This is a genomic window from Wolbachia endosymbiont (group A) of Apoderus coryli (assembly GCF_947251615.1).
GTDB lineage: Bacteria > Pseudomonadota > Alphaproteobacteria > Rickettsiales > Anaplasmataceae > Wolbachia.
In genome coordinates this window covers 136512-161058 of the sequence record NZ_OX366367.1, presented here as the reverse complement: position 1 = coordinate 161058, position 24547 = coordinate 136512, and the positions used below count along the sequence as shown (strand labels likewise).

Annotated in this window: 24 protein-coding genes, 1 tRNA gene, 1 rRNA gene and 1 pseudogene; 4 read left to right on the top strand and 23 right to left on the bottom strand. The window is 35.3% G+C overall.

Annotated elements, in window-relative coordinates:
- The first annotated feature begins 72 nt into the window (after positions 1–72).
- Positions 73–219, top strand: a complete 147-nt coding sequence (locus OPR43_RS00905) for a hypothetical protein (RefSeq protein ID WP_265035011.1) — start codon at positions 73–75, stop codon at positions 217–219.
- A 315-nt stretch (positions 220–534) separates the two neighbouring features.
- On the opposite strand, the pseudogene OPR43_RS00900 reads toward OPR43_RS00905, so the two are convergent.
- From OPR43_RS00900 to OPR43_RS00810, 19 genes and pseudogenes are all read right to left on the bottom strand, one after another.
- Positions 535–670 (bottom strand): annotated as a pseudogene (locus OPR43_RS00900) (IS66 family transposase); the annotation flags it as partial.
- Between the two features lie 81 nt (positions 671–751).
- Positions 752–1450: a ribonuclease III gene (rnc, locus tag OPR43_RS00895; RefSeq protein ID WP_265035009.1), complete on the bottom strand. Its 699-nt coding sequence runs from the start codon at positions 1448–1450 to the stop codon at positions 752–754.
- Positions 1451–1542: 92 nt separating this feature from the next.
- Positions 1543–2610 carry a quinone-dependent dihydroorotate dehydrogenase gene (locus OPR43_RS00890; RefSeq protein WP_265035008.1) on the bottom strand — a complete coding sequence of 356 codons (1068 nt, stop codon included), beginning with the start codon at positions 2608–2610 and terminating at the stop codon, positions 1543–1545.
- A gap of 130 nt (positions 2611–2740) precedes the next feature.
- A tRNA-Cys gene (locus OPR43_RS00885) sits at positions 2741–2812 on the bottom strand.
- Between the two features lie 5 nt (positions 2813–2817).
- Positions 2818–3714 (bottom strand): class I fructose-bisphosphate aldolase, encoded by an 897-nt coding sequence (locus OPR43_RS00880; RefSeq protein WP_253309992.1) that lies wholly within the window; start codon positions 3712–3714, stop codon positions 2818–2820.
- Between the two features lie 64 nt (positions 3715–3778).
- Complete coding sequence (locus OPR43_RS00875) at positions 3779–6085, bottom strand: AAA family ATPase (protein WP_265035006.1); 2307 nt, start codon at positions 6083–6085, stop codon at positions 3779–3781.
- A gap of 204 nt (positions 6086–6289) precedes the next feature.
- Positions 6290–7516 carry a DEAD/DEAH box helicase gene (locus tag OPR43_RS00870; RefSeq protein ID WP_265025864.1) on the bottom strand — a complete coding sequence of 409 codons (1227 nt, stop codon included), beginning with the start codon at positions 7514–7516 and terminating at the stop codon, positions 6290–6292.
- 35 nt (positions 7517–7551) lie between these two features.
- Complete coding sequence (locus tag OPR43_RS00865) at positions 7552–7803, bottom strand: cold-shock protein (protein WP_064124857.1); 252 nt, start codon at positions 7801–7803, stop codon at positions 7552–7554.
- A gap of 174 nt (positions 7804–7977) precedes the next feature.
- Positions 7978–9312, bottom strand: a complete 1335-nt coding sequence (locus OPR43_RS00860) for a TldD/PmbA family protein (RefSeq protein WP_265035004.1) — start codon at positions 9310–9312, stop codon at positions 7978–7980.
- An 18-nt stretch (positions 9313–9330) separates the two neighbouring features.
- On the bottom strand, positions 9331–10194 hold the full coding sequence (gene atpG, locus OPR43_RS00855; protein ID WP_265035002.1) for an ATP synthase F1 subunit gamma: 864 nt from the start codon (positions 10192–10194) through the stop codon (positions 9331–9333).
- Positions 10195–10400: 206 nt separating this feature from the next.
- Positions 10401–11621 carry a heme biosynthesis protein HemY gene (locus OPR43_RS00850; RefSeq protein ID WP_265035000.1) on the bottom strand — a complete coding sequence of 407 codons (1221 nt, stop codon included), beginning with the start codon at positions 11619–11621 and terminating at the stop codon, positions 10401–10403.
- Complete coding sequence (locus tag OPR43_RS00845; RefSeq protein WP_265034998.1) at positions 11618–12349, bottom strand: hypothetical protein; 732 nt, start codon at positions 12347–12349, stop codon at positions 11618–11620. The genes OPR43_RS00850 and OPR43_RS00845 overlap by 4 nt, the downstream gene beginning before the upstream one ends.
- Positions 12342–13571 carry a lipoprotein-releasing ABC transporter permease subunit gene (locus OPR43_RS00840; protein ID WP_265034996.1) on the bottom strand — a complete coding sequence of 410 codons (1230 nt, stop codon included), beginning with the start codon at positions 13569–13571 and terminating at the stop codon, positions 12342–12344. The genes OPR43_RS00845 and OPR43_RS00840 overlap by 8 nt, the downstream gene beginning before the upstream one ends.
- A gap of 280 nt (positions 13572–13851) precedes the next feature.
- Entirely contained in the window at positions 13852–15156 is a 1305-nt protein-coding gene (locus OPR43_RS00835) for a hypothetical protein (RefSeq protein WP_265034994.1), read from the bottom strand.
- A gap of 128 nt (positions 15157–15284) precedes the next feature.
- Entirely contained in the window at positions 15285–16598 is a 1314-nt protein-coding gene (locus tag OPR43_RS00830) for a sugar phosphate nucleotidyltransferase (protein WP_265034991.1), read from the bottom strand.
- A 115-nt stretch (positions 16599–16713) separates the two neighbouring features.
- Positions 16714–17982 (bottom strand): hypothetical protein, encoded by a 1269-nt coding sequence (locus OPR43_RS00825; RefSeq protein WP_265034990.1) that lies wholly within the window; start codon positions 17980–17982, stop codon positions 16714–16716.
- Positions 17983–18058: 76 nt separating this feature from the next.
- Entirely contained in the window at positions 18059–18415 is a 357-nt protein-coding gene (gene sdhD / locus OPR43_RS00820) for a succinate dehydrogenase, hydrophobic membrane anchor protein (protein WP_265025874.1), read from the bottom strand.
- Positions 18412–18789, bottom strand: a complete 378-nt coding sequence (gene sdhC, locus OPR43_RS00815; RefSeq protein ID WP_010963112.1) for a succinate dehydrogenase, cytochrome b556 subunit — start codon at positions 18787–18789, stop codon at positions 18412–18414. The genes sdhD and sdhC overlap by 4 nt, the downstream gene beginning before the upstream one ends.
- Before the next feature lie 100 nt (positions 18790–18889).
- Positions 18890–20393 (bottom strand): 16S ribosomal RNA (locus OPR43_RS00810).
- A gap of 153 nt (positions 20394–20546) precedes the next feature.
- Between OPR43_RS00810 and OPR43_RS00805 the strand changes: the two genes are divergently transcribed.
- Entirely contained in the window at positions 20547–21161 is a 615-nt protein-coding gene (locus OPR43_RS00805; protein ID WP_265025875.1) for a hypothetical protein, read from the top strand.
- A 478-nt stretch (positions 21162–21639) separates the two neighbouring features.
- Here the strand turns inward: OPR43_RS00805 and OPR43_RS00800 are convergent, their stop codons facing one another.
- Genes OPR43_RS00800 through OPR43_RS00790 form a run of 3 tightly spaced genes read right to left on the bottom strand, consistent with a single transcriptional unit; the run spans position 21640 to position 22056 of the window.
- A complete protein-coding gene (locus tag OPR43_RS00800; RefSeq protein ID WP_265034989.1) occupies positions 21640–21825 on the bottom strand; it encodes a hypothetical protein in 186 nt (61 codons plus the stop codon).
- A complete protein-coding gene (locus OPR43_RS00795; protein WP_265034417.1) occupies positions 21780–21905 on the bottom strand; it encodes a hypothetical protein in 126 nt (41 codons plus the stop codon). The genes OPR43_RS00800 and OPR43_RS00795 overlap by 46 nt, the downstream gene beginning before the upstream one ends.
- Positions 21871–22056 carry a hypothetical protein gene (locus tag OPR43_RS00790; protein WP_265034987.1) on the bottom strand — a complete coding sequence of 62 codons (186 nt, stop codon included), beginning with the start codon at positions 22054–22056 and terminating at the stop codon, positions 21871–21873. Before OPR43_RS00790 ends, OPR43_RS00795 begins: the two co-directional genes overlap by 35 nt.
- 408 nt (positions 22057–22464) lie before the next feature.
- Here OPR43_RS00790 and OPR43_RS00785 point away from each other — a divergent pair, with 408 nt between their 5' ends.
- Positions 22465–22605 carry a hypothetical protein gene (locus OPR43_RS00785; protein WP_265025876.1) on the top strand — a complete coding sequence of 47 codons (141 nt, stop codon included), beginning with the start codon at positions 22465–22467 and terminating at the stop codon, positions 22603–22605.
- 173 nt (positions 22606–22778) lie between these two features.
- On the top strand, positions 22779–23702 hold the full coding sequence (ltrA, locus tag OPR43_RS00780; RefSeq protein WP_320157482.1) for a group II intron reverse transcriptase/maturase: 924 nt from the start codon (positions 22779–22781) through the stop codon (positions 23700–23702).
- Positions 23703–23907: 205 nt separating this feature from the next.
- On the opposite strand, the gene OPR43_RS00775 is transcribed toward ltrA, so the two are convergent.
- A complete protein-coding gene (locus OPR43_RS00775) occupies positions 23908–24522 on the bottom strand; it encodes an RlmE family RNA methyltransferase (protein ID WP_265034985.1) in 615 nt (204 codons plus the stop codon).
- Positions 24523–24547 lie beyond the last annotated feature (25 nt).

Sequence of the window (24547 nt, the reverse complement as noted above, 5' to 3'; positions counted from 1 at the left end):
TGGGATCCAGATTGGGCACTAAGTTGGTAAACACGAAAGCGGTTAATCCTTTACAACGTTTTTGATGGAACTGTGCGAAAGGACTGGATGCCAGTGTCACGCACTGGCATGACACCCATTTGTTCCTATAGTTGTCTTTTCTCGTCTACCTTATTTTGCCACTCTGCTGAACAGATACCAAAAATTGACTTTATTTTTCTTGAGCTTTTTTTAATTTAAAATAAATACAGAAGCTTGTATCTTGAAATTTGCTGCAAGTGCAATTGCTTTCTAGCTATCTTTTATGGTATCTGTTCAGCTAAGCAGTGTGAGAGATAATATAGCTAAACTGACTTAGATTTACCGATAATTTGAAAAACAAAAATTCGTCATTCCGCTACTTGTTAGCGGAATCTATGCTGAGATACCGCGGCGGTATGACGTAGGAAAACCTTTCTTGGGTTAGCTATATCAGTTAATATTAAATTTTATAATTAAAAAATATGCTATTTTTTAAAACTTTCATTCTCCTTGACTCTGTCAACTTCACAAAACAACTCTTGGACCAAATGTATCTGGCATAACACCTTTTGGTAACTTGCTACTTCTTTTTTTTCCGCATCTCCAACAACGGCCATTGATATTCCACCACATAAGGCTTAATTTTTGGTAGATCAACTTTTTTATGAATAATACTATGCTTCTCCTTAAATTGACCATTTCCCCTAAACGCTATTAGCTTCCTTAAAACTTACATTAATGCCTATTTTGCCTAAACTGAAGCGTTTTTTCCAATTTTTTCTAGCATCAACTCAGCAGCTTTTTGTTCAGCAATCTTCTTACTAGAAGCGCATGCAGAAACTTTACCATAATCTTCTATGCAAACTGATATAGTAAATTCAGGATTGTGTGCTGGTCCAGTTTGTTTTACAAGCTCATATTCTGGTAAAGGCAATTTGCTTTTCTGAGTCCACTCTTGCAGTGAGGTTTTAGGATCTTGAGGGGGGTCAAGCATACTTTTAGCTAGCTTTTCCCAATATTGGATAATAAATTTTTCAACATTTTCAAGCCCGCCATCAATATAAATTGCACCTATTAGTGCTTCAAGCGAGTTTTCTAAATTTTTTAGGTTACATCTTCCTCCATTGCAGCGTTCACTATTATTCATAATGATAAAGCTGCCTAATTTTATTTCTTTAGCAACATTAGCAATGGTGTTGCCACAAACTAAATCCGTCTTTCTTTTTGCCAATGCTCCTTCTTTTTCTTCAGGAAATAGTTTAAACAGTGTGGCAGATACGACCATATTCAAAACACTATCGCCCAAAAACTCTAGTCTTTCGTAGCTTACAATCTGGTTTTTGCTATTCCTTTTATTTACGCTTGGGTGAGTTAGTGCCTCTTCTAATATTGCATAATTTGTAAATTTATAATCAATGATTTTAGATATTGCATCATTCAAATTTTTCATACCCATTGTTTAAAAGAAAAGCACTTCCTACCACACCTTTATATCAGAGAATTAGTTTAGTTTTACTAAAATAATATCAACAACTTTCAAAATTAATGTATACAACCCACCACCTCACTAATGTTACTAAATCCATCCCTTCTTACTAATTCTGCAAGTTCCAGATTGATTTTATCCACAACTTGAGGCCCTTGGTATATGAGAGCAGTGTACAGTTGCACTAAAGAGGCTCCTGCCTTTATTTTTTTATATGCATCAGCACCACTTGAGATTCCTCCGCACCCTATCAATAATATTTTGCCCTTAGTAAATTTGTACATATCGCCCAATAACTCGGTTGAAAGTTTGAACAGTGGTTTGCCACTCAATCCGCCACTTTCGTTGTGGTGGGAATGCAGATTATCTCTACTTACCGTAGTGTTGCTTACTGTTAATCCGTCAATCTTATATTCCAACGCAAGCTCAGCGATATTTTCTTTCGTTTGCTGATCTATATCTGGTGAGATTTTTAATATTATTGGTATGGATTTAGAATTATCAATTGATTTCCGGATGGATTTCAACAATTCCGATAATTCTTGCTTATTGTGCAGATTGCGTAAATTAGGCGTGTTTGGGGATGAGATGTTCAGCACTATATAATTGCTTTTTCCATATACCATCTTTATTAAATCAACATAATCACGGATTTGGTCTTTCGATGCACTATTTTTTCCTATATTTATACCAAAAATGCAGTCATCAAGCTTGGTTTCATCTATTTGTTTAAGAAAATAGTCTATTCCTTTATTGTTAAATCCCAATCTGTTAATTACCCCTTGATCTTTAATTAACCGAAAAATTCTTGGTTTTTTGTTTCCATATTGTGGATTACGAGTTACAGTACCAGTTTCAATAAACCCAAAACCAAATGAAAGCATAGGCCTTATAACTTCTGCATTCTTGTCAAAACCTGCAGCCAAGCCTACGGGGCTTCTGAGCTTACTACCAAAAAAATTCACACTCAAAGATTCTGGTAGCTCTATAGGATTCTTATAAGGTATTTTCTTTAATGCCATGATTGCCAAAGAGTGAGCAACTTCAGGCGGAAGTAAAAACAATAAATTACGTAATATCATTTTGTAAAACACTTTGCTTATTTTTAGTTTATTTTTTACCATGAAACGCTATAAGAGTATAACCATAACTTAAAAAGAAATTGATTTTACTATGGATAAGCTTTCTCTATAGGTTACACACTTAAAGCTACTGTTGAATTGAGCAACTTTTACAAGATATAGAAAATGAAAGAGGCCGGGACCGGAATTGAACCGGTATAAAAGGATTTGCAGTCCTCCGCATAAGCCATTCTGCCACCCAGCCGTTTTTTATGTGTAGATATCCATTATATCTTTTAGCATAGATAAAGCTTCCTCCCTTTTGCGTTGAAAAGTGTTACGTCCAATGATTGAACCATTACCACCTCCCTGCTTAATTTCTTTCGCTTCATTGCATATGTCATCTACTTCCTTCGATTCGCCACCAGAAAAAACTACTATTCTTTTCCCTGCAAAGCAAGATTTTTTAATATATTCAATTCTTTTAGATAATGATTCAATATTTTCTGTTTCTATCTTTTCTTTTTCCAAATATCTAGTTGGAAGCTTTACTTTGATTATATTAGCGCCAAGTAAAGCTGCTATGTGCGCAGCATAGGCAATAACATCAACTGCTGTTTCACCTTCTTTGGAAATTCCTTCACCACGTGGATAAGACCATAGCACTACTGCAAGCCCATAAGATTTGGCTTCAGCTACGATTTCACGAGCTTCTTCCATCATATCAAAACACTTGGCAGAACCAGGATATATAGTAAATCCAACAGCCAAGCAGCCCAAACGCAGCGCATCTTTCACAGAAGAGGTTATTGCTTGATCAGAAGTCAGATTTTTTGAATGTAAGGAGTTGGAACTATTAAGTTTCAAAATAAGTGGGAGCATTCCAGCATAAGTCGAAGCACCAGCTTCAATCATACCAAGTGGAGCAGCATATGCACTTACTCCCGAATCAACCGCAAGCTGAAAATGATAATGTGGGTCATAAGCATCGGGATTAACTTCAAAGCTTTTTATTGGCCCGTGCTCAAACCCTTGGTCTACAGGCAGAATCACTAACTTGCCAGTGCCACCAAGCTTTCCATGCATGAGAATACGAGTAAGGTTTGCTTTTACCCCGGGGTTTTCACTTTCGTAGTAGCTTAGAACTTGTTTTACTTTATCACTTATCACTATAATTCAAATTAAATTTAAGTTATAAATTGTAACAAAGATGAAGTTCAATACAAGGATTTTAAACTATATCAAAAGCAATTTTATTTGCTACTTTATTCATATAAATTCTTAATTTCTTTCCTTTTGTTAATTTACGATTCAGTATTTCTTCCGCTAAGTAACTTTTTATCTCTTTTTCAATAAGTCTCTCTATCGGACGTGCTCCCATTTCTTTACTATAACCCATTTGTACAAGATAAGATTTCACTTCATCCTCTACCAAGCAGTTTATGCCTTTTTGCGTCAGTTGCTTTTTCAGTTCTAGGACAAATTTATCCACAATATGCAAAATCACATCCGTACTTAAGTCAGAAAAAGAAATAATCGCATCAAGACGATTACGAAATTCAGGGCTAAAAACCTGTTCTATCGCTTTTTCACTATCACCAATGTTAAAATTTTTATGCCCAAAGCCAACAAAACTTTTGCTGCGTTCAACTGCTCCTGCATTAGTTGTCATAATTAAAATTATATTGGAAAAGTTAACTTTACGTCCGTAAGTGTCTGTAACACAACCATAATCCATAATTTGTAGCAATATATTATAGATATCGCTATGGGCCTTTTCAATTTCATCAAGCAACACAACACTATATTGATTGTTAGATACAGACTCTGTGAGTAATCCACCCTGATCATAACCTACATATCCAGGAGGAGAACCAATCATCCTTGATATCGTATGAGATTCAATGTATTCGGACATATCAAAGCGTATAAGATTCATGCCCATGCTTTCTGCTAATTGTTTTGCTAGCTCGGTTTTACCAACACCGGTTGGCCCTGCAAAAAGATAATTTGCTAAAGGCTTATTGTAATTTCTCAACCCAGATTTAGCAATTTTAATAGAACTAACAAGAGATTCTATTGCCTGCTCTTGGCCAAAAATCACCTTCTCTAGATTAGCTTTTAAAGACTTTACTTTCTGCAAATCATCAGATTCAGATCCGCAAGGCACATTTGTAATTCTAGTAATGGTATTCTTAATATCTCTACTATTTACAATTTTACCCCTGTTTCTTAGCAATTTACAATATGCTCCTGCCTCATCAATAACATCAACCGCTTTATCAGGTAATATTCGCCCAGTAATATACTTATGCGAAAGTTCAGCCGCAGACCTAATGGCATTCTTTGTATAATATACTCCATGATACCCTTCATAGTAGTGCTTTATACCATCTAGTATCTTTATCGTTTCATTAACAGAAGATTCTTTAACATTAATTTTTTGAAACCTTCTCGCTAGTGCTTTATCTTTTTCAAAACTAGTGCTGTATTCTCTATATGTAGTTGCGCCTATACAACGCAGTGTACCTCTTGCAAGCGCAGGTTTGAGTAGGTTACCTGCATCAAGAAAGCTACCACTTGTAGAACCTGCTCCAATGATAGTGTGTATTTCGTCAATAAAAAGGATAGCACCTGGTTTTGCCTCAATCGCTTTTATTATAGATTTTATTCTCTCTTCAAAATCACCTCTGTAGCGTGTCCCTGCAAGGAGTGATCCTAAATCCAAAGCATAAATTACACTGGACCTGAGCGCACTCGGAACACTGCCTTCAATGATCTTCAATACCAAACCCTCAACTATTGTTGTTTTGCCAACACCTGGGTCTCCAACATATAAAGGGTTGTTTTTTCTACGCCTCAATAATATTTCTATAGTGCGATTTAATTCATAATCACGACCAATAACATAATCTATTTTTTTGCTTCTTGCATAGTCATTTAAATTTTTACAATAACTTTGTAGAATTTCCTCATCTTTTAGTAGCTCACCTTTATTTACTGTAGTAGGAGCGTCATTATTTTTATCAAGTTTTACTTTATGATTGGTGGTGTATTCATCTATATCGTTAGAGTATTTCATATTAGATATATGGTAAATCAAATTGGAATCTTTCGCACTTTGTTTCTGCAATAGATCTTCAACGTAGAAATCTTGCCCAGACAAAATTTCTACTAGAACACTTGCTCCATTTATTTCTTTTTTCCCCAAGCTATGAGCCCGTATTATTGCTCTGTGTATTATGCATTGAAACATTGAGCTAGGTTTAACTCCACTGATAATCAATTCTGAACTGCTTTGTAAAAACCCTTTTATATTATTATTATAATCATTAGCCTTAATATTGCATCTTGATAGAATGTTATCCATATTGATGATTTCATCGGCTCTGATATTACATCTTGATAAAACGTAATTTACGTCCACGTCTTTAGTTAACGCCAGCAATAAATGTTCTACTTTCGCATATTTTAGATTAAAATTAGAAGCAATGAGTAGCGCTCTATTCAAACTTGCCTCTAAGTTTTTGGAAATCATCTTCTATTCTCTTTAAAAGTGGGAACTCATATATAATGAATAGCACACAATTATTAAAAAAATTGAAATCCAGGAGTTCGCTGTAGCCAATTTGAATCCCCACTATGGATCTACGTCATAGCACCGCGATATCTCAGCATAGATTCCGCTAATGAGTAGCGGAATGACGAGTTTTACGCTTATCAAGTTGTAGGTAAATCCTATTTAATACGCTTTTTCTAGTACTCTGCTTTTCTTCTTAAATGCATTGATCTTTTTTCTACCGTATTTAGTCTTTAACGTACTTGGCCTTTTAAAGACCTTTTTGCTGTTACGTTTTTTAAATTGCACACTACAATCAAAATTTGGCTCTCCTTCTTTGTCTGCCAGTGCAGGCAGTCTTCTCTTATCTTGAGGTGTAACAAAAGATAGCGCATACCCTTCAGCTCCAGCGCGTGCAGTTCTACCTATACGATGAATATAGTCAGCTTGCGATTGTGGTGCATCATAATTGATAACATGTTGAATGTGGGGAATATCAAGGCCGCGAGAAGCAACATCTGTTGCAACCATGATTTGATTATGGCCACGACGAAAAGAATTAATGACCCTTTCGCGCTTGTGCTGCCTTAAATCACCATGAATTGCTAAAGCGCTATAGTCATCTTTGTGCAATCTGCTAGCTAGCTGATCCGCTCCTTGCTTTGTTTTGACAAAGATAATGATTGATCCTTCGCGCTGACATAGTTGTGTAACAAGCTTTTCATATTTTTCTGATTCTGATGCATAAACAATTTCTTGCTTAATTTTTACAGAAGTTGTAGTCTCACAATCAACAGAAATACGTTCTGGTCGATTAAGGTACTTCTCAGTAAGTTTAACTATATCACTAGGAAGAGTTGCAGAAAACATAAGAGTCTGCCGTATTTTTGGCAGATATTTCATGATCCCTTCAATTTGAATTCCAAAGCCCATATCAAACATACGATCCGTTTCATCAAGCACAAGAACGCTAACATTGCGAGTAATCAAAGTTTTACGCTCAATATGGTCTATAATACGACCAGGAGTACCTATTACAATTTGTGGTTTTTTCTGAAGCTGATTTAGCTGCTTAAAAATAGGCTCACCACCTATCAGCAAAGCAACCCTTAGTGCAGAATTTTGAAATAAGAGTTTTTTTATCTCATTTGTTACCTGATGCGCAAGCTCCCTGGTTGGCACAATGACTAAAGCTGAACCAGCGTTAGGCTCATTCAGCAACTTAGCAACCAACGGAATAGCAAATGCCAAAGTTTTTCCAGTTCCCGTTTGAGCAGATCCGAGAATATCTTTACCTTGTAGCGCTAAGGGAATCGCTTGTATTTGAATCGGAGTTGGGACGAAAAGATTATTTTTATCTAGAGCTTGTGTAAGCGAAGCTGGTAGACCCATCTCATGAAAATTATTCACAATACGTTAATCCTGTTAAAAGATTTCATAATAGATTAATCTTCCAATCTTAAATTTATTGCAGATTTTTTATCTTCTCCGTTTCTACCGCGCTCCTCTTTAACCTCATAACTCACCCTTTCTCCTTTTATTCCCTTCTCTTTATTCTCTCCTTTAAGTGTCTCAGGTCTTATTCCTGAACGTTCCAATGTGCTAATATGTACAAAAACATCACCCCCTTTACCTTCTGGCTTGATGAAACCATAGCCTTTTTCGGCATTAAACCATTTTACATTACCAAATTCCATTTAAACAACTCCTAAATTATTAACTAATATTACTAATGTGATGAAAAACTTTGAAATTACGATTGAGAATGCTTTAAGCTTAGCTATTGAAACTAAACCTTTATACTCCATAGTCTATTCTTAACATTACATGACAATAATACACAATTGTTGTACTTGATGCAAATAAATTTTTTAATCGTTAAGCGAACCTGCAACCGTCATTTCGCTAACTTTAATTGTCGGTGAATTAAATTGCCCACAAAAAGTTAGATCATCTGCAACGACTAAATTGCTAAACATATCCTTCAAATTGCTAGCAATGGTAATCTCATGTATTGGATACGTTATTTTTCCATCTTCTATAAAAAATCCGGAAGCGCCTTGGCTGTAATCACCATTGATTAAATTGATACCAAAACCAAATAAATCAGTTACATATACTCCCTTTTTCACTTCCTGAATTAATTCTTCAAACGATACATTACCATTCTCAATATAGAAGTTACTAGCTGCAGGAATAACTGCAGCATTACTTGCACGAGTTGCACTTCCGGTTGTTTCTGAGTCTAATTTTTTAGCCGAGTATAAGTCTAAAATCCAATTTTGTAATATTCCGTTTTTTACAAATATATTTTTTTTGCTAGTTATCCCTTCTCCATCAAATGGTCTCGATGCTATGCCTCTTGGCAACAACGGGTCATCGATAATATTAATTCTATCGTTGAAAATCTGAGCGTTTAAACTACCCCTCAAGAAAGAACTGTTGCTTATAATACTGCTCCCATTTATAGCAGAAGCAAAACTTTTTACTAGCCCTTTTGCTGCTCTTTTTCCAAAAATAACTGGAAATTTACCAGTTTTAATTGTACGTGAATTCAATTGATCAACTGCTCTTTTTGCTGCTTCTTTTCCTATTAACTCTGGCAACTTTAAATCACTAAAATTACATGCTATATCATAATCGTAACCAACCTTCATTTCACTTTCTCTTCCAGCAACAACAGAGACCTGATTAGCAAAGGTTGATTTACTAAACGAGCCAATAAAACCAGAAACAGTCGATAATACTGTATTCACTAAAGCGTATGAAGAAGAGGCTCCTTCAGAATTAGTGATACTCTTATGTGCAAGGGCTGAATTTTCTGCAGCTTCAGCAATTTCTTTTAGGTTATCAACGGTTACAACATTATTATCTGAGATACTTAAATCTGCAGAAGAGATATAATTACTACCATTTACAGCAAAATTAATGCAAGGATCTTCTGGCGCATTCTTTGCCATTTCTACCACTTGGCTTACCGTATCACTAAGATTATTCAAATCGTTTGTAGAAATATACGCAGCTTTGTTTTTACCTGCTATAGCTCTGATTCCTACAGTGCAATTTTTAGATTGTGATATTTGCTCAATTTTTGATAGACGCTGAGAAACTGAAGTTTTATTAGTCTCATATATTGTAACTTCCGCGTCTTGATTCTGCTTTTTTATTAATTTAGTGATATCTGCTGCAATATTTAATATATTCATTTTCTATTCCTTAGATTTTTATAAAGACTCTGCACCACCTATAACTTCAATTAAATCAGTTGTAATTGCTGCTTGACGAGAACGATTATAAAGCAATGCTAGTTTGTTCAGCATCTCTTTAGTGTTTCTGTTTGCTGATTCCATAGCAACCATTCTAGCACTATTCTCACTTGTTGCACTTTCAAGCAAAGCAGAGTAAAGAGCAATTACAACGTAATCTTGAACCAAAGATTTTAAAATAAATTCAATATTTTGTGGTTCATACTCATAGCCGTAATCTATTGTTGGACCAGCCAGAGAGTTGTCAATCAAGGATGAGTCTTCACTCCATGGTTTTATTGTTTCCAACATTGGTTTTTGCGTGAAGGTATTATAGAATTTACTATAAAAAACTTTAACTTTATCGTATTTACTTAAATCTATACCATCAACCAAAGCTTCTACGTGCTTTAACGTGATTCCCTTACTATTTTCAATTTTTAAAATACTTTTAGAGTCAAATCTATTTTTACCTACATCAAAAGCTTTTTTACCAAGAAATACAATATCTACTTTTTTGCCATTTGCGATTAACTTATTTTGACTAAATTTGACAATAGAAGAGTTAAAGTTGCCGCATAAGCCACGATCAGACGCAACAATGAATACTAGATAAGAATTGTCGTTACTGACATTTAGAATTTTTGCCAGTAATTTTTGATCAACTGATAGCATTAATGAAGAAATAATGCTATGCAGCTTAGATATATATAATTTTGAATTTGATAATTTCTTTTGGCTTTGTAATAACTTTGCTGCAGAAACCATTTGCATTATTTTCGTGGTTTTCTGGACAGACCTAATATTCTTAATTCTTAAGGATAATTCCTTTAAGCTCTTCATTTTGTATACAACTCTATTTATTAAAAATATATAACTGTTAGTGTCTAAAAGCAAGTTTTTTTGACATTAAAACCAAGTCTAACTAAGAAACTTGCAGGTTTATTGTTTGAAGATAAGGATTATATTAAGAAAGTGTTCTAACTTCAGCAATATCAATGTGAAAGTAGCCTAATGGTAATTTCTATACCATCACACTTTGTGGAATCTTATAATACATAATAAATACAATTAAAACTATTACAACTTGAACACTTATGATCCCATTGCTTTAGTTCTCTGTTACAATTTTTACACTTCCAGCCTGGATCAGGCAAAGCTTCTGAGCCCATCTTGTTTAGCCAATAAATTACCTTGTCGTGTTCTTGCAATGTAACCTTGAGCTGTATTACAATAAAGTAGATTGACATGTAATTAGCTTTTTTGATAGCAGTGTCTAAATATTGACTTGCAAGATCATATTTACCTGAACTCATTGAGGACAAAGCAAGTAAACAGTAACTAAAATAATAATCAGGGCGTAAGTTGTATAGTCTTTCAGCACCTTTACTATTTAAATTGATGTACATTCTAGCTGACTGAGGAGTAGGATTTACTGCATATTCTATCTCTAGCACTGCAGAAGCTTTTCTGATTTTTCCAAGTTTAATATATAATTCTGCCTTTAAATAATTGATGGGCCGAAAAGTTGCATAATAACTTTGTGCTCTGAATAAAGACTTTATAGCCCCTTTAAAATCCCCTTTACTTTCATATTGTTTTGCCAAAGCACAATAAAAAACTGCAAACATTTCTTTATGGTCAAAGGGAAGAAAAATATTGAACTTAACTGCTTCCTTTAATCTCAAAATTGCATTAATCCAATCTTCTTTCAATATGCAATGCTCTATTTGAAAGGGAATAGATAGCATTTTATCGTTGATTGAGCTAGAGCAATATTCTATAAATTTTTGAAAGACTACCTTTTCTTGTTTGAGGTAAACAATTAGCTTATTGGCTAGAAGTAGAGCTAAGTTACGATTTTTATTTACAATGTCTGTTAAACCATTACTGAAAAAGCTGTAATTTCCCGTCTTACCTGAGTTAAAGAGCTTTATTAAAGACAACCTATCGCTCTTCTCATTTAGACTTTTAACTACCTTTTGGGCGTTCTCTATATTGTCTAAGTCTATGCTAAAGAAAGCTTCAAAGAGAAGCAATTCTTCCCTATCCCTTCTTCTATTTCTTATGTTGGCAAATGTTGATGAAATGGAGGAAAAAAAGCGTACAAGTGTAATTAATAAAAATAACAAAACTACACAAGTAAAAATAATGAAATATAGATCAATACTTATAGTGTAATTGCCTAATTCTAATTTTATTACTTCACCACTTACCTTGACCCATATGCCAAATAAAAACGAAAAAGCGAAAATTATAAAATAAATCATGAGATATATTGTAATAAGTGATGATATATTGTTGAAATATTCTTAGAAGCTACAATAAGACCATTCAATTTATTCAGCCATGGCTTGAATTCTGGGTGTGCTAAATCTCCTATTGTAGTAGCTATGCTCTGCCAATCATTATCGTTTATTGACTCCTCAATTTCTGCGAATTTTGCCCTTAATGGGTCATTTTTATCTTGTATTCTAATCCAGTTTGAAATGATTTTTTTAGACAATGTACTTTTATTGTAGTTAATAACAGCAATGGTCTTCTCAAAAGATAACTTCAACTCACGTAAAGTATCTACCTCTTTCAAACTTTCCAATTCATTTACTGCATTTTCTATCTCTGGATCATCAAGCTCTGATATCAAAGGCTTTATTGAATTTATATGGTTATCAAATTTTGCTTCTCGCAATAACGAATTCTTCATTTTAATCACAAGTAACAGCAATTTTGCAAGGTTCTTACATCTTGAATTATTATCACCTTGCTCACACTGAGTATGCTGACTTCTCTTTAAGTCAAATATCCTTTTTTCCGTTCTAGATTGATTAACTTCAAGTAACATTCTAAGCTCATCCATGCCTTCCATTAAAGTTTTCACGTTATTTTCACTCTCTTGCTGATTTATTTTTAAAAAGATTATGTTATTTATTGTGATGTAACCGGTAAATAACAATACAATTAAGAACCAACCTATGTACTTTTGCTGAGTATCATTCATAACGTAATATCTCCGCAGGATCTTGTGCAGCTGCCTGTAATGCAGGAGCAATTGTCGCTAAAAATGATAAGAATAATGCAAGTGCAGAAATGTTCACTACATCTTGAGGAACTAATATCATTGGTAAACTTGAAAAAAAGTATATCATAGGATCAAACAGCTTGACGTTAGTAATGTTTTCTAAAAACACTCTAATGCTTTCGATATTGAGAGAAAAAACGACACCTATAATACAGCCAAGACAAGTTCCCGTAAAACCGATTAATAGACCACAAGCACAAAATATGCGCATAATGCTTCCACTTGTTGCACCAAATGTACGCATAATTGCAATCGCGGATTTCTTTTCTTGCACTATCATCATTAAATTTGAGATAATATTAAACGCTGCTACAACTATAATCAAAGTAAGAATTAAAAACATCACATTTCTTTCAGTTTTTAAAGCACTAAAATAATGGCTTTGCTGTGATTGCCAACTTTCAGCTTCCATTCCTATTTCTTTTTCTATAGCATCTGCCAGCTTATCAGCTCTAGTAACGTCGTCTACAAGTACTTCTATATTTTTTATGCTATTTTCATAATTAAAAAAGGCTTGTGCTGATTTTAGAGGCATATATATCAAGGTATTATCATACTCAAACATACCCATATCAAATATTGCTATAACTTTATATTTTTTCATTCGCGGCATTTCACCAAGTAATGCATCAAATTCTTCAGATGATATAAACGTAATTTCGTCGCCATAGTCAATGTTCAAAGCTTCTGCCAATCGTGCTCCTATTATTATCCCTTCATCAAATTTTTTTACATCACCTATAATTACATTATTTGTAACGGCAGTACTATCAAGCAAGTCTTTAGTTGACACACCTCGCACTACGCTACCTGCAATTTTACCATTTGCTGCAATAATGACTTGATCATTGGTCATAGGAGTAGCTTTTAATATACCAGGAATTCTCTCAATAGATTTTGAAACTGCGTAGTAATCTGAATTTATGTTCCTATCAAAATAAACGTTAATATGGCCATCAATGCCAAGTATTGAGTCAAGCAACTTTGCTCTGAATCCGTTCATCACAGACATCACCACTATTAGTGTTGCAACTCCAAGGGCAATGCCGATAATAGAGAACAAAGTCATTATAGAGCAAAATCTGGCATTTTTCGCTCGCAAATAGCAAGCAGCCATAGTAATTTCAAAGGCAATGGACATTACAAAATATTTTGAGGTTAAACATTATATTTTTGAAACTTCGTATAATTGTAGACTTTTCTTTATTTGAAAACTAGAGATTTTTGCTTCCTTAAATTTAGTAGACTTATAGAGTATCTTTAACATTAGAATTTCAAAATCTTCCATATACATCATCCAACCTCACTATATCATTATCAGATAAATGCTCTCCTATCTGAAATTCAACTATTTCAAGTGGAGAGCTTGTGCTTCTATAACATAAAAGAAATCAAGAATATTATTGGGTTTATTCAATAAGTTATGATTCTTTCCTTCCATAATTTTCAAATTGTACAACTATTTGCTTTACATTTACATCTGTGAGAAGAGCTCTTTTGCTAACATGAGGTCTCGGATCAGATTTTGCTGATAAGAGATTCATCTGAGATATTTCATCCCCCATTGGAAATAAGCGAGATTGGGAAGCAACTTTTGGTGATGGCCTAGTTTTTTTCTCCACATCTATATTCACTTGTGCAACAGGAGTAGTCCTGCTTTCAATAGTTTGCGCATTAGGATTTTCTTTTGCTTGATTTTGTTTGAATTTTTTTCTTATCTCTTGTACTTTAATATCGATATTATAATTAATTTCTTTTTCCATAGAAGATACTACCATTCCTAGCTTTGTGCTTGATTTTTGATCAGCATGACCTAAATTTTTAAGTTTTGGTGGTAATTTAGGTTTATCTTTTTCCATAGAAGATACTACCATTTCTAGCTTTGTGCTTGATTTTTGATCAGTATGACCTAAATTTTTAAGTTTTGGTGGTAATTCAGGTTTATCTTTAGTTGATTTAGGAACAGTTCCTACTACTTTTGGTTTTTGTCTAACTTCTTGACCAGCAGCAAACATTTTTTTTGGCAATGGGAGTGCTATTGATGGTTTTGGCAATATTGGAGGTTTAGATTGTTGTTTTTGTTTAAGTTCTCTTTTTGCTTCTATATGTTTTTTAGGAACTGTTGCATAAATTGGCTCTTCTTTAGACGATTTTGAACTTTGTGAATTTTCTGTCAAAATTTTACTCTTCTTCTCTTGATAATTTGATATCTCTTTGTATCCAGGCTTTTCATCTAATGAATTTCCATGGCCTGAATCATTATAATTAACATCCACTTGTCTATCTTCTTTTAGAAAACTGCGTTCTGGCTTTTCTGGAGCTATTGCAATATTTCCTCTTTCAACTTGCTCCAAACCTGAAATTTTACGACAAGCCTCTAGATATTCAAAGATTGTCATTGAAGTAGGAGGAGGTAATTTATCAATAAAACTACTTATATTCTTAACTGGAACATTTCTTCCAAAGATTCTATTCAATATTCCCTTTAATATCTTAAGAATTGATGGCCTTCCATTCATCGATTTTACATAATCAATTGAGTCACCACGTATAACAAACTTAGCTACATCTTCTGCCTTATCTGTAAAACGCTTTAATGCCTGAGATAAATCCCTTACCGTTTTATTATAATGTCTAATAGTTACTAACTCATCTCTTGCTTTTATAGCTTCTTTAAGGAAACCGAGATTTTCTCTATAATTGTCACTTTTAAATGGATCCTTCATATTAATTACAACTCATTATTTATTAAAATATGGGTATAGGTTTAAAATATTAAGATTTAGTAAATATTATTTTTTACATAAAGAAGCTATACCCATATTATAAATTGCCAACAAATGCATTTATGGCGTTACCATATTCTTCCATATACATCATCCAATCTCACTATATCATTATCAGATAAATGCTCTCCTATCTGAAATTCAACTATTTCAAGTGGAGAGCTTGTGCTTCTATTTTCAATCCTATGGGAAACTTCCCTTGGGATTTCTATCATATGGTCTTTTGCTATAGCATATTCTTTGTCTTCTAAACTAACATACCCAACTCCTGATAGCACTATATGGCATTCATCTCTATAGTGATGAAATTGCTTAGAAGTGCAGCTTAATGGATTTATAAAAAGATATTTTATAAGAAAATTTTCGCTCATTAAAATTATACTACAAAATCCCCATGGTTTAACTTCTTTTCTTATCGCCTTTACTTCCTTAACTTTATGAATAAATGAAATTAGGCTTTTGTTTAGTTGCTTACAAGCTCCACTTAATAAATTCTTTGCATTACTTTCTGCCACCCAAGTAACTGACACTGGTTCTTTTTTTCTGGTTACTTGCTGAAATGATGCCGGTTCTTTACTAAACTTCTCACTCAATTCTAAAACTGAATTCCAAGTTCCAACATCCAACCAATCGAAATTAGCTTCTATCATTGCAACGTTTTTTGCTTTTTCCATTACCAAGTAATCAATAGATATGCCTTCAATTCCTGCAAAATCTCGTTGTTTTAAATATAGAAATCTCTCTTGCGGTGTGAAATGTTTCACACTTGCAAAACATGAATTGTAAAGATTCGGGGCAGATTTTTTGATCTCATCTATGTAGCGTTTTGCTTTAAATACAAATATTCCAGAGTTCCAATAATGATCGTTACTTAACTTACGCTCGGGTTTTTCTGTAAAATCTTTCACTATATGACATTTTTCTTTCTGATCATATACTGCATTTATATAGCCGTATTCAGAATTGAATTCATGAGGCTTAACCCCAAAAGTTACTATAGAGTTAGTTTCAGAGGCTAACTTAGACGCTTTCTCAATAGAAGCATAAAAATTATTTAAATCGCCTATGAAATGATCTGAAGGCAGAATTAACATTGTCTCGTTTTCATTGCAGAGAAGTGCAGCAATTAATATCGCCGCTGCTGTTCCAATTTTCACTGGTTCGAAAATCACTTTATATTCTCGCAGCGCATGCAACTCCTTCTTCACTAACGACTCGTACTGTATATTTGTGGTAATTATGGGTGGCATATAACTACTTTTTAGCCTCAACAAAGTGTTGTGAAACATAGTGTTCTGACTAAATATTTTCTGAAATTGCTTTGGCTTAGATAAAGGCCAAAGTCTACTGCCACTACCACCACACAATATTACAGGACGCATTTAGTTAAGATATTAATTATTTAATTAATATCTTATACCGAGGGCAAAATGCATGCAAGTTTTTGTTGTGGAATAGTTAAGATAGAGAGTAGATATTCAGCAGAGTAATGGCTAACTAGCGAGAAGATGATTGAATTCTTTCATCTTGCAATGAATTTCGTTTGCTTAGTACTTTATCAGCATGGTTGCTCAATTTCTCCTGAGCAATAGCCTTTTTTCTAGACTCAGCTATGCTTTCATTATTTAAGCTTTTTCCAACACCTGGTTCTCTAGATTTATCTATACTTTCACTACTTTTATTTGACGGCTTCTCCAAGCCTTTTTCAATACCTGGCCTTCTAGCGTCAAGCTCATCCCATGTACCTATAATTGTATCGAGATTAGGGCGCTTTTCTTTTTGTTCTGCTTCTCTTTCTCCACCTTTAATAACATTAAAGTCACTTTTTGCTTCTTCCCAACATCCTTTCAATTGGTGTTTCCACATAGTAAAGTAAGCATCACCATATTTTTTCTCATTTGCTACAAACAATAAAATTGGAGCCTTAAGTATTGTAGCTACCATATTTACTGAATTCTTCACTGCCATCGCAGGGGTGAACAAAAGATAGCCAAAAGACTTTGCAATTGGGTTTTGTTTGCTTATTAAATGCTCCCCTAACTTTATAGGAAGAGAAGTCAACAATTTAGTACAAACTTTAGCCAAGCTTGCAACGAAAATAATAGGAACAGATATAAGACTTTTATCTAGCTCCAAGTTATTATTCTGATCTCTAATTTCTGAAAAATGGGTGCTTAGCTTCTTGTAATCACTAGTGTATAGTAATTTTCCATTTCTTCCTTTTTCATCAACAACTTCCTGAACTTTACCTTCTTTATTTTTTACCTCTTTAGTTAGCACAGAAGAGTTAGTTAATTCAAACGGATATTGAGAATCCTTAGTTTTTTCAGCTTCAAAAATTGGAATATGTTTTTCAAGATCGATTTTTAAAAACCCAAATGGTTTATAATATTTACTATAATAACTACGATTGCTACTGCGAAACTCGCGTGCATCTTTATCTGGGTCAACTAAAAAGTTAATAGTGAAGTAGTGAAATTTTACACTTTTCTCTTTACTTCCAGTGCTTTCAACAGGAGCTAAATCAAAACTTGGTTGTCTTCCATCTTTGTCTTCCTCGCCATATAAAAGTTTATATATAGTCTCATCCTTGCTATTCTTAGCTTCTATAATTTTCCCAGATTTTACAATTTCATCGTAATTTTTTGGGTACTGACATTTCCTTCTATCATACGTAATTACCTTTCTAAGGTCTTTTACATAAGTTGTGCTAGGCTCAGATGAAGTAAATAGGCTCCTTACTCCTAGCGTAAGACTTGCAAGCATATTGTTAAACCAGAATCACTATAACTTAATAATAAAATGAGTACGTTAATAATATGTTAACACAGAACCGGTGATTTTACAAGAAAATATGCCTGTAGAAGATAAAGATTGTAAAAGCAAGGACTATATAAGTAATGCTTGATAAGTACTTTATGCATGTAATTGTAAAAATCCTTAGAGATACGCTGTGTATATAATCTTCACACACTACCTGCATTCCAAGAACTGCGTGCCAAAAAATGCAATACAACAATACAACAAAAAATAAAAGCTCTAAAGGGTGATTAATAAATTTTTCACTAAAAGACAAAGAGCTATCAGTATAAAATGCGCAAGAAAATGAATAGATAAACCAAGGAAACAGGAATAGTAAAATTACCGCAGAAACACGCTGGACCCACCAATGATGTACTGAATTTCCAGATTGACTCATATAAACATAAATAAAAAAGCCATAGTAGAAAGAAGTAGCGTTACTGTCAGCAGTATAGCACTCCTTGAAACGCCAGTAATTTCTAAATTAAGCCCAACATCCCACAATAAATGACGAATACCATTAAGAAAATGATATACAAAACTTATAAAACATAAGACATAAGCTAATTTAGCAACAGGAGTGAATAATAATGCATTTAAGTACCTTACTATAAGTAACTCAGGAAAGTAAACATGTAATATGAAATACCAAGAAAGTATCATTAATAAAAGGAATAGCAAGATACCAGTCAATCTGTGCATAATAGAGAAAAAACTAGTAACTTGTACTTTATATATTTGTAAATGTGGAGAAAGAGGTCTATCACTCATAAAATTCCGTTATCGGGAAATTAAAATAAAGTAGAAGTAAAGACAGCAGTATAGCACATAACAACACCATCATTAAAAATGGTAAGTTATGTGCAAAGCCTAAGGAGGTAATCCAGCTGCAGATTCCCCTACTGCTACCTTGTTACGACTTCACCCCAGTCACCGATCCCACTTTAAATAACTCCCTCCTTGCGGTTAGGTCGTTAGCTTCGAGTGAAACCAATTCCCATGGCGTGACGGGCAGTGTGTACAAGACCCGAGAACGTATTCACCGTGGCGTGCTGATCCACGATTACTAGCGATTCCAACTTCATGCACTCGAGTTGCAGAGTACAATTCGAACTGAGATGGCTTTTAAGGGATTGGCTTAGCCTCGCGACTTTGCAGCCCATTGTAGCCACCATTGTAGCACGTGTGTAGCCCACTCCATAAGGGCCATGATGACTTGACATCATCCCCACCTTCCTCCAGTTTATCACTGGCAGTTTCCTTAAAGTCCCCAGCATTACCTGATGGTAACTAAGGATGAGGGTTGCGCTCGTTGCGGGACTTAACCCAACATCTCACGACACGAGCTGACGACAGCCATGCAACACCTGTGTGAAACCCGGCCGAACCGACCCTATCCCTTCGAATAGGTATAATTTCCATGTCAAGGAGTGGTAAGGTTTTTCGCGTTGCATCGAATTAAACCACATGCTCCACCGCTTGTGCGGGTCCCCGTCAATTCCTTTGAGTTTTAATCTTGCGACCGTAGTCCCCAGGCGGAATGTTTAACGCGTTAGCTGTAATACAGAAAGTAAACTTCCCATATTTAACATTCATCGTTTACAGCGTGGACTACCAGGGTATCTAATCCTGTTTGCTCCCCACGCCTTCGCGCATCAGCGTCAGATTTGAACCAGATAGACGCCTTCGCCACTGGTGTTCCTCCTAATATTTACGAATTTCACCTCTACACTAGGAATTCCTCTATCCTCTTTCAATCTCTAGACTAGCAGTTTTAAAAGCAATTCCAAGGTTGAGCCTTGGGATTTCACTTTTAACTTACTAATCCGCCTACGCGCCCTTTACGCCCAATGATTCCGAATAACGCTAGCCCTCTCCGTATTACCGCGGCTGCTGGCACGGAGTTAGCCAGGACTTCTTCTGTGAGTACCGTCATTATCTTCCTCACTAAAAGAGCTTTACAACCCAAAGGCCTTCTTCACTCATGCGGCATGGCTGGATCAGGCTTTCGCCCATTGTCCAATATTCCCCACTGCTGCCTCCCGTAGGAGTCTGGACCGTATCTCAGTTCCAGTGTGGCTGATCATCCTCTCAGATCAGCTATAGATCATTGCCTTGGTAGGCCATTACCCTACCAACAAGCTAATCTAATATAGGCTCATCTAATAGCAATAAATTTTTCCCCCGTAGGGCGTATACGGTATTAGTTGCCGTTTCCAACAATTATTCCGTACTACTAGGTAGATTCCTATACATTACTCACCCGTCTGCCACTAAGTTATATCATAGCAAGCTACAATATAACTCCGTTCGACTTGCATGTGTTAGGCCTGCCGCCAGCGTTCATTCTGAGCCAGGATCAAACTCTCAAATTTAGACTTCAACCTATAAAAGGTTGAGGGTACATCGGATAAATCCGATAAAAAATAATTTAGCTTAATACTGCTGTCTTTATTTCTACTTTAGAAATATTTTAATCTCCAACTATTCAAACAACTTTGAGAATATTATTATGTGATATAATCACTATGTCAATATGTTTTTGCAAATCAAAAGCATTAATGTATAAATATATAACTATTTGGAATACTACCATGAAAAAATACATCTTTCTGCTTGCACTCGCACCAATGTTAATTGGCATCACATTATACTTATTGCGCAACATTGATAACACAAAACAATCTATAACTGCGGGTGACAAGTTTTACGAAGTATTATTCTTTAAAAAAGATAATAAGCCGCTGCTAGAAGAAATAGATTCAAATTGGGAGTATTTAGCAAATTTTGAACGCGCATTCAATCATATCTCAGATTCAATGCCAACAGACACAGCATCTATTTATAATGATTTGGCAGATAATAAAGATGCTCCTAATGTTTTGCGTGAGTTAGCACAATACTTAGAAGTAATGAGCTTACTTCACTCCAACGGTGAGAAAATAAATAAAGATAAAATTGATAATTTAGAATCAAGCACAGTGTATCCTTATTCAAGCCAAGAAGCTATCGCTGTAGTAAAGATACATAATAACGACATTAAAGGTGCAACTGAAATATTGCGTTCCCTATTAAATGACAGAAAATGCCCTATCCTAATCAAAGCTAATGCACAAGAGCTACTCAGGATATATGGGAGTTAACTCATTAGACTTTTTGCATAGCTTTTGGCAGCGTGTTGAGAAACGAAAAACTTGCTTTACAAGCTTCGCCAGTCCCCTTATCATAAGGATGAAGCTATTTATTTATCTTCTCTGTACAGATTAAATGACAAAAAAACTCAACGTATTTGGCGTCTCATGTTTAATTTTTTGCACTATGTGCATCTTATGTCTTTATCAAATTTCTGGGTTTTTACCTACACAAGCTGAAATACGCTTATAAAGCATTTAAAACATCAAAAAACGCCAACTTAAAAAATGGATAGTGAATAACTAGCTACCCTAGGGTTTCTTTTGCCTTTTTTTCTGTTTAGTAAATTTCTTAAACATTTATAGCTAAGATTAGTTGCATTTAAAAGCAGCTGAATCGCGGTTATTAAGCGTTTAGAATAAAAAAACGCCATACTTGAAAGTATAATGTAAGTAATTAGCCAACCACGGGGCTTCTTTTGCCCTTTTTTTATCTGGTAAATTTCTTAATATTTATAGCTAACATGAACAAACATTTGAGAGTAACTTCCGCTAGTAGGGTGTCATCCCAGTGCTTGACACTGGAATCCAGCCTTCCTGCAATCTCATCGAAAACGTTGTAACCACTTTCTATGCTAGTTTGCTTGTGAGCAACCTGGATTCCAGTGTCAAGCACTGGAATGACACCCACTGGTGAGTCAAGCCAAAAACGTTTGTACAGCTATGTGTCAAGGCACTGGGATGACACCCTGACAACCGTCATCCCGCTGCTTGTTAGCGGATGAGATACCGCGGCGGTATGACGGTTCGCGGCGGTATAGTAACTCGTCATCCCGCTACGTATTAGCGGCTGAGATACCGCGGCGGTATGACGGTCTGCGGCAGTATGACGTAGGACTGCTGTCATTCCAGTCTGGAATCTAGTTCTTATTGTACATTTACTTGGTGTAGAGTTAAGTTTCCTGGATCTAAGTAGTCAAGGTACTGGGATGACAGTGCGCCGTAGAAACACGGGAAGTGTTGAAGCTATGCAATAGATGAAGGTAGGTCCTTCAAAGCCGGTTTGCAAGAGCAGGCTTTAAACTACCATAAGCTGCTTTGGCAAGGTGGTGAGCGTTATGGAAAAGGCGCAATTATGCGTCATGTGTGAAATAGAGAGATGAACGTAAGTGAACCACTGATGAAGTGTCGAAACCTGTTGTATGGCGTCAAAACCAGGGGTTTGTTGTAACCTGGGATAAGGCTATCGGGAGCTTGCTTACTGGGTAGATAACGTCCGGCATAAAGGTGGCATGAATCTATTTTAGGCTATTGTGTGGAACTACGGGAACCTGTCGTTTCGATGATAAGGGAGAAGTCCAAGGAGCTGATCTCTGAGGATGAGAGTACCGATGCGGAAAACAGAGCTCGTAGTAGTGAAGAAGTTTCTGTAATGGAAATGGAGCAAAGGAGCTGAGTTATTCAGTTTTAATTATTTGTCAACTGAAAGGGAGGAGTAAATGAATAAAACAAAGTCTTTTGATATACCGAAGCGACTTATTTGGAGAGCTTATAAACAAGTATCGAAAAATAAAGGTGCTGCTGGTGTGGATGAGGTTTCGATAACAAAGTTTGAAGAAAATCTAAAAGATAATCTGTACAAGCCATGGAATCGGATGTCATCCGGAACCAGAGCCAGTAAAAGCTGTAGCAATACCGAAAGATACGGGAGGAGGACAAAGAATTTTAGGTGTTCCTTCAGTATTCGACAGGATAGGGCAAACGGCTGCTTCTATGTATCTTGAGCCGCTAGTAGAGCCAAAATTCCACGAAGATTCATATGGTTATAGACTAAATAAATCAGCACTGGATGCGGTAGATACAGCACGCAAAAGATGCTGGAAGTACGATTGGACGATAGATCTTGATATATCCGGATTTTTCGACAATCTGGATCACGAATTAGTTTTGCAAGCTATCAAGAAACATACAAACTGCAAATGGGTCACACTGTACATTGAAAGGTGGATGAAAGCCCCTATTCAACAAGCAGATGGCACTAGGGAAGTGAGGGATAAGGGAGTTCCGCAAGGAGGTTCTGTAAGCCCAATCATTTCTAACATATTTATGCATCATGCATTTGATATGTGGATGAGGCAAAACTACCCCACAATACCATTTGAGAGGTATGTAGATGATGCGATAGTGCACTGCAAAGCTAGGAGACAGGCAGACTTTATGAGAGTAACGATCGAAGAAAGATTGGCACAATGTAAGCTAAAACTGCATCCTGAAAAGACACAAATTGTGTACTGCAAGGATGACAATAGGAGAGATGAGTTTCCAATACAAAGTTTTGATTTCCTGGGTTACACATTTAGACCCAGGTTAGCAAGAAATAAAATAGGAAAGCATTTTGTTTCATTTCTTCCTGCGATTAGCAACAAGGCCAAGAAAAATATCACTACAACCATAAGGTCATGGAAAATACTACGCAATACACACAAAACATTAGAGGAAATATCAAAGATAGTGAATCCAATAGTCAGAGGCTGGCTATGGCAAATTCTATAAAATTGAGATATACAAACCTCTAAAGAACATAGAGCGGCATCTAGAAAAGTGGGTCAAAAAGAAATATAAGAGACTCAAGAGTTACGGAAGACTAGCAAGAAAATTTCTAGGAAAGGTGAGAAAGAGGTCTACGAATATTTTCTATCACTGGACACTAGGGTTAGGTCAAAAGGCTGAATAATGGAAGCTGTATAAATCGAGAGATTTATGTACAGTTTTGCAAGGAACTGGTGGGGAAGTTCTGCCGGTCTACTCTCCTGCCAATAAAGCCTAAACTTACCAAATACATTTCTGTAGATTCAGATCTACTTGACTTTGGTTTAAAGTATTTTACTGTTTTAAACATTTTTTTTAGCTCGTTACAAAAATCTTTATCAGATTCCCCTTGGAAAATTTTTACTACAAACGTGCCACCATGGCTCAAGAAATGCTTTGCAAAATTGAGCGCTGCTTCGCATAAAAGCATAATTCTGATATGATCCAACGATTTCAAACCACAAGATTCGGGGGCCATATCAGATAAAATTACATCAAATTTTTGATCCTTGAATTTTTCTCTTAAAATTTCAAGCTCATTGATAATATCGCATTGTATAAACTCTACTCCATTAATTGCATTCATTGGTTTTACGTCAAGAGCAACTACATTTGCACCTTTCTGAGATGTAACTTGTGACCATCCACCAGGAGAAGCACCAAGATCAATAATTTTTTGCCCTTCTTGGAATAATTTAAATTTATTATCCATTTCTACCAGCTTATATGCTGAGCGTGACCTATAACCATCCTTGCTAGTTTTTCGCACATACTGATCATTCAAATGACGATGTAGCCACCTTGTTGAA

What these genes read in the sequence shown, in the direction of transcription:
- rnc (WP_265035009.1), bottom strand. Translation starts at nt 1,450, where the DNA reads ATGAAAAATTTGAATGATGCAATATCTAAAATCATTGATTATAAATTT.
- OPR43_RS00890 (WP_265035008.1), bottom strand. Translation starts at nt 2,610, where the DNA reads ATGGTAAAAAATAAACTAAAAATAAGCAAAGTGTTTTACAAAATGATA.
- OPR43_RS00875 (WP_265035006.1), bottom strand. Translation starts at nt 6,085, where the DNA reads ATGATTTCCAAAAACTTAGAGGCAAGTTTGAATAGAGCGCTACTCATT.
- OPR43_RS00865 (WP_064124857.1), bottom strand. Translation starts at nt 7,803, where the DNA reads ATGGAATTTGGTAATGTAAAATGGTTTAATGCCGAAAAAGGCTATGGT.
- OPR43_RS00860 (WP_265035004.1), bottom strand. Translation starts at nt 9,312, where the DNA reads ATGAATATATTAAATATTGCAGCAGATATCACTAAATTAATAAAAAAG.
- atpG (WP_265035002.1), bottom strand. Translation starts at nt 10,194, where the DNA reads ATGAAGAGCTTAAAGGAATTATCCTTAAGAATTAAGAATATTAGGTCT.
- OPR43_RS00850 (WP_265035000.1), bottom strand. Translation starts at nt 11,621, where the DNA reads ATGATTTATTTTATAATTTTCGCTTTTTCGTTTTTATTTGGCATATGG.
- OPR43_RS00845 (WP_265034998.1), bottom strand. Translation starts at nt 12,349, where the DNA reads ATGAATGATACTCAGCAAAAGTACATAGGTTGGTTCTTAATTGTATTG.
- OPR43_RS00840 (WP_265034996.1), bottom strand. Translation starts at nt 13,571, where the DNA reads ATGTCCATTGCCTTTGAAATTACTATGGCTGCTTGCTATTTGCGAGCG.
- OPR43_RS00835 (WP_265034994.1), bottom strand. Translation starts at nt 15,156, where the DNA reads ATGAAGGATCCATTTAAAAGTGACAATTATAGAGAAAATCTCGGTTTC.
- OPR43_RS00830 (WP_265034991.1), bottom strand. Translation starts at nt 16,598, where the DNA reads ATGCGTCCTGTAATATTGTGTGGTGGTAGTGGCAGTAGACTTTGGCCT.
- OPR43_RS00825 (WP_265034990.1), bottom strand. Translation starts at nt 17,982, where the DNA reads ATGCTTGCAAGTCTTACGCTAGGAGTAAGGAGCCTATTTACTTCATCT.
- sdhD (WP_265025874.1), bottom strand. Translation starts at nt 18,415, where the DNA reads ATGAGTCAATCTGGAAATTCAGTACATCATTGGTGGGTCCAGCGTGTT.
- sdhC (WP_010963112.1), bottom strand. Translation starts at nt 18,789, where the DNA reads ATGAGTGATAGACCTCTTTCTCCACATTTACAAATATATAAAGTACAA.
- OPR43_RS00805 (WP_265025875.1), top strand. Translation starts at nt 20,547, where the DNA reads ATGTCAATATGTTTTTGCAAATCAAAAGCATTAATGTATAAATATATA.
- OPR43_RS00790 (WP_265034987.1), bottom strand. Translation starts at nt 22,056, where the DNA reads ATGACAGCAGTCCTACGTCATACTGCCGCAGACCGTCATACCGCCGCG.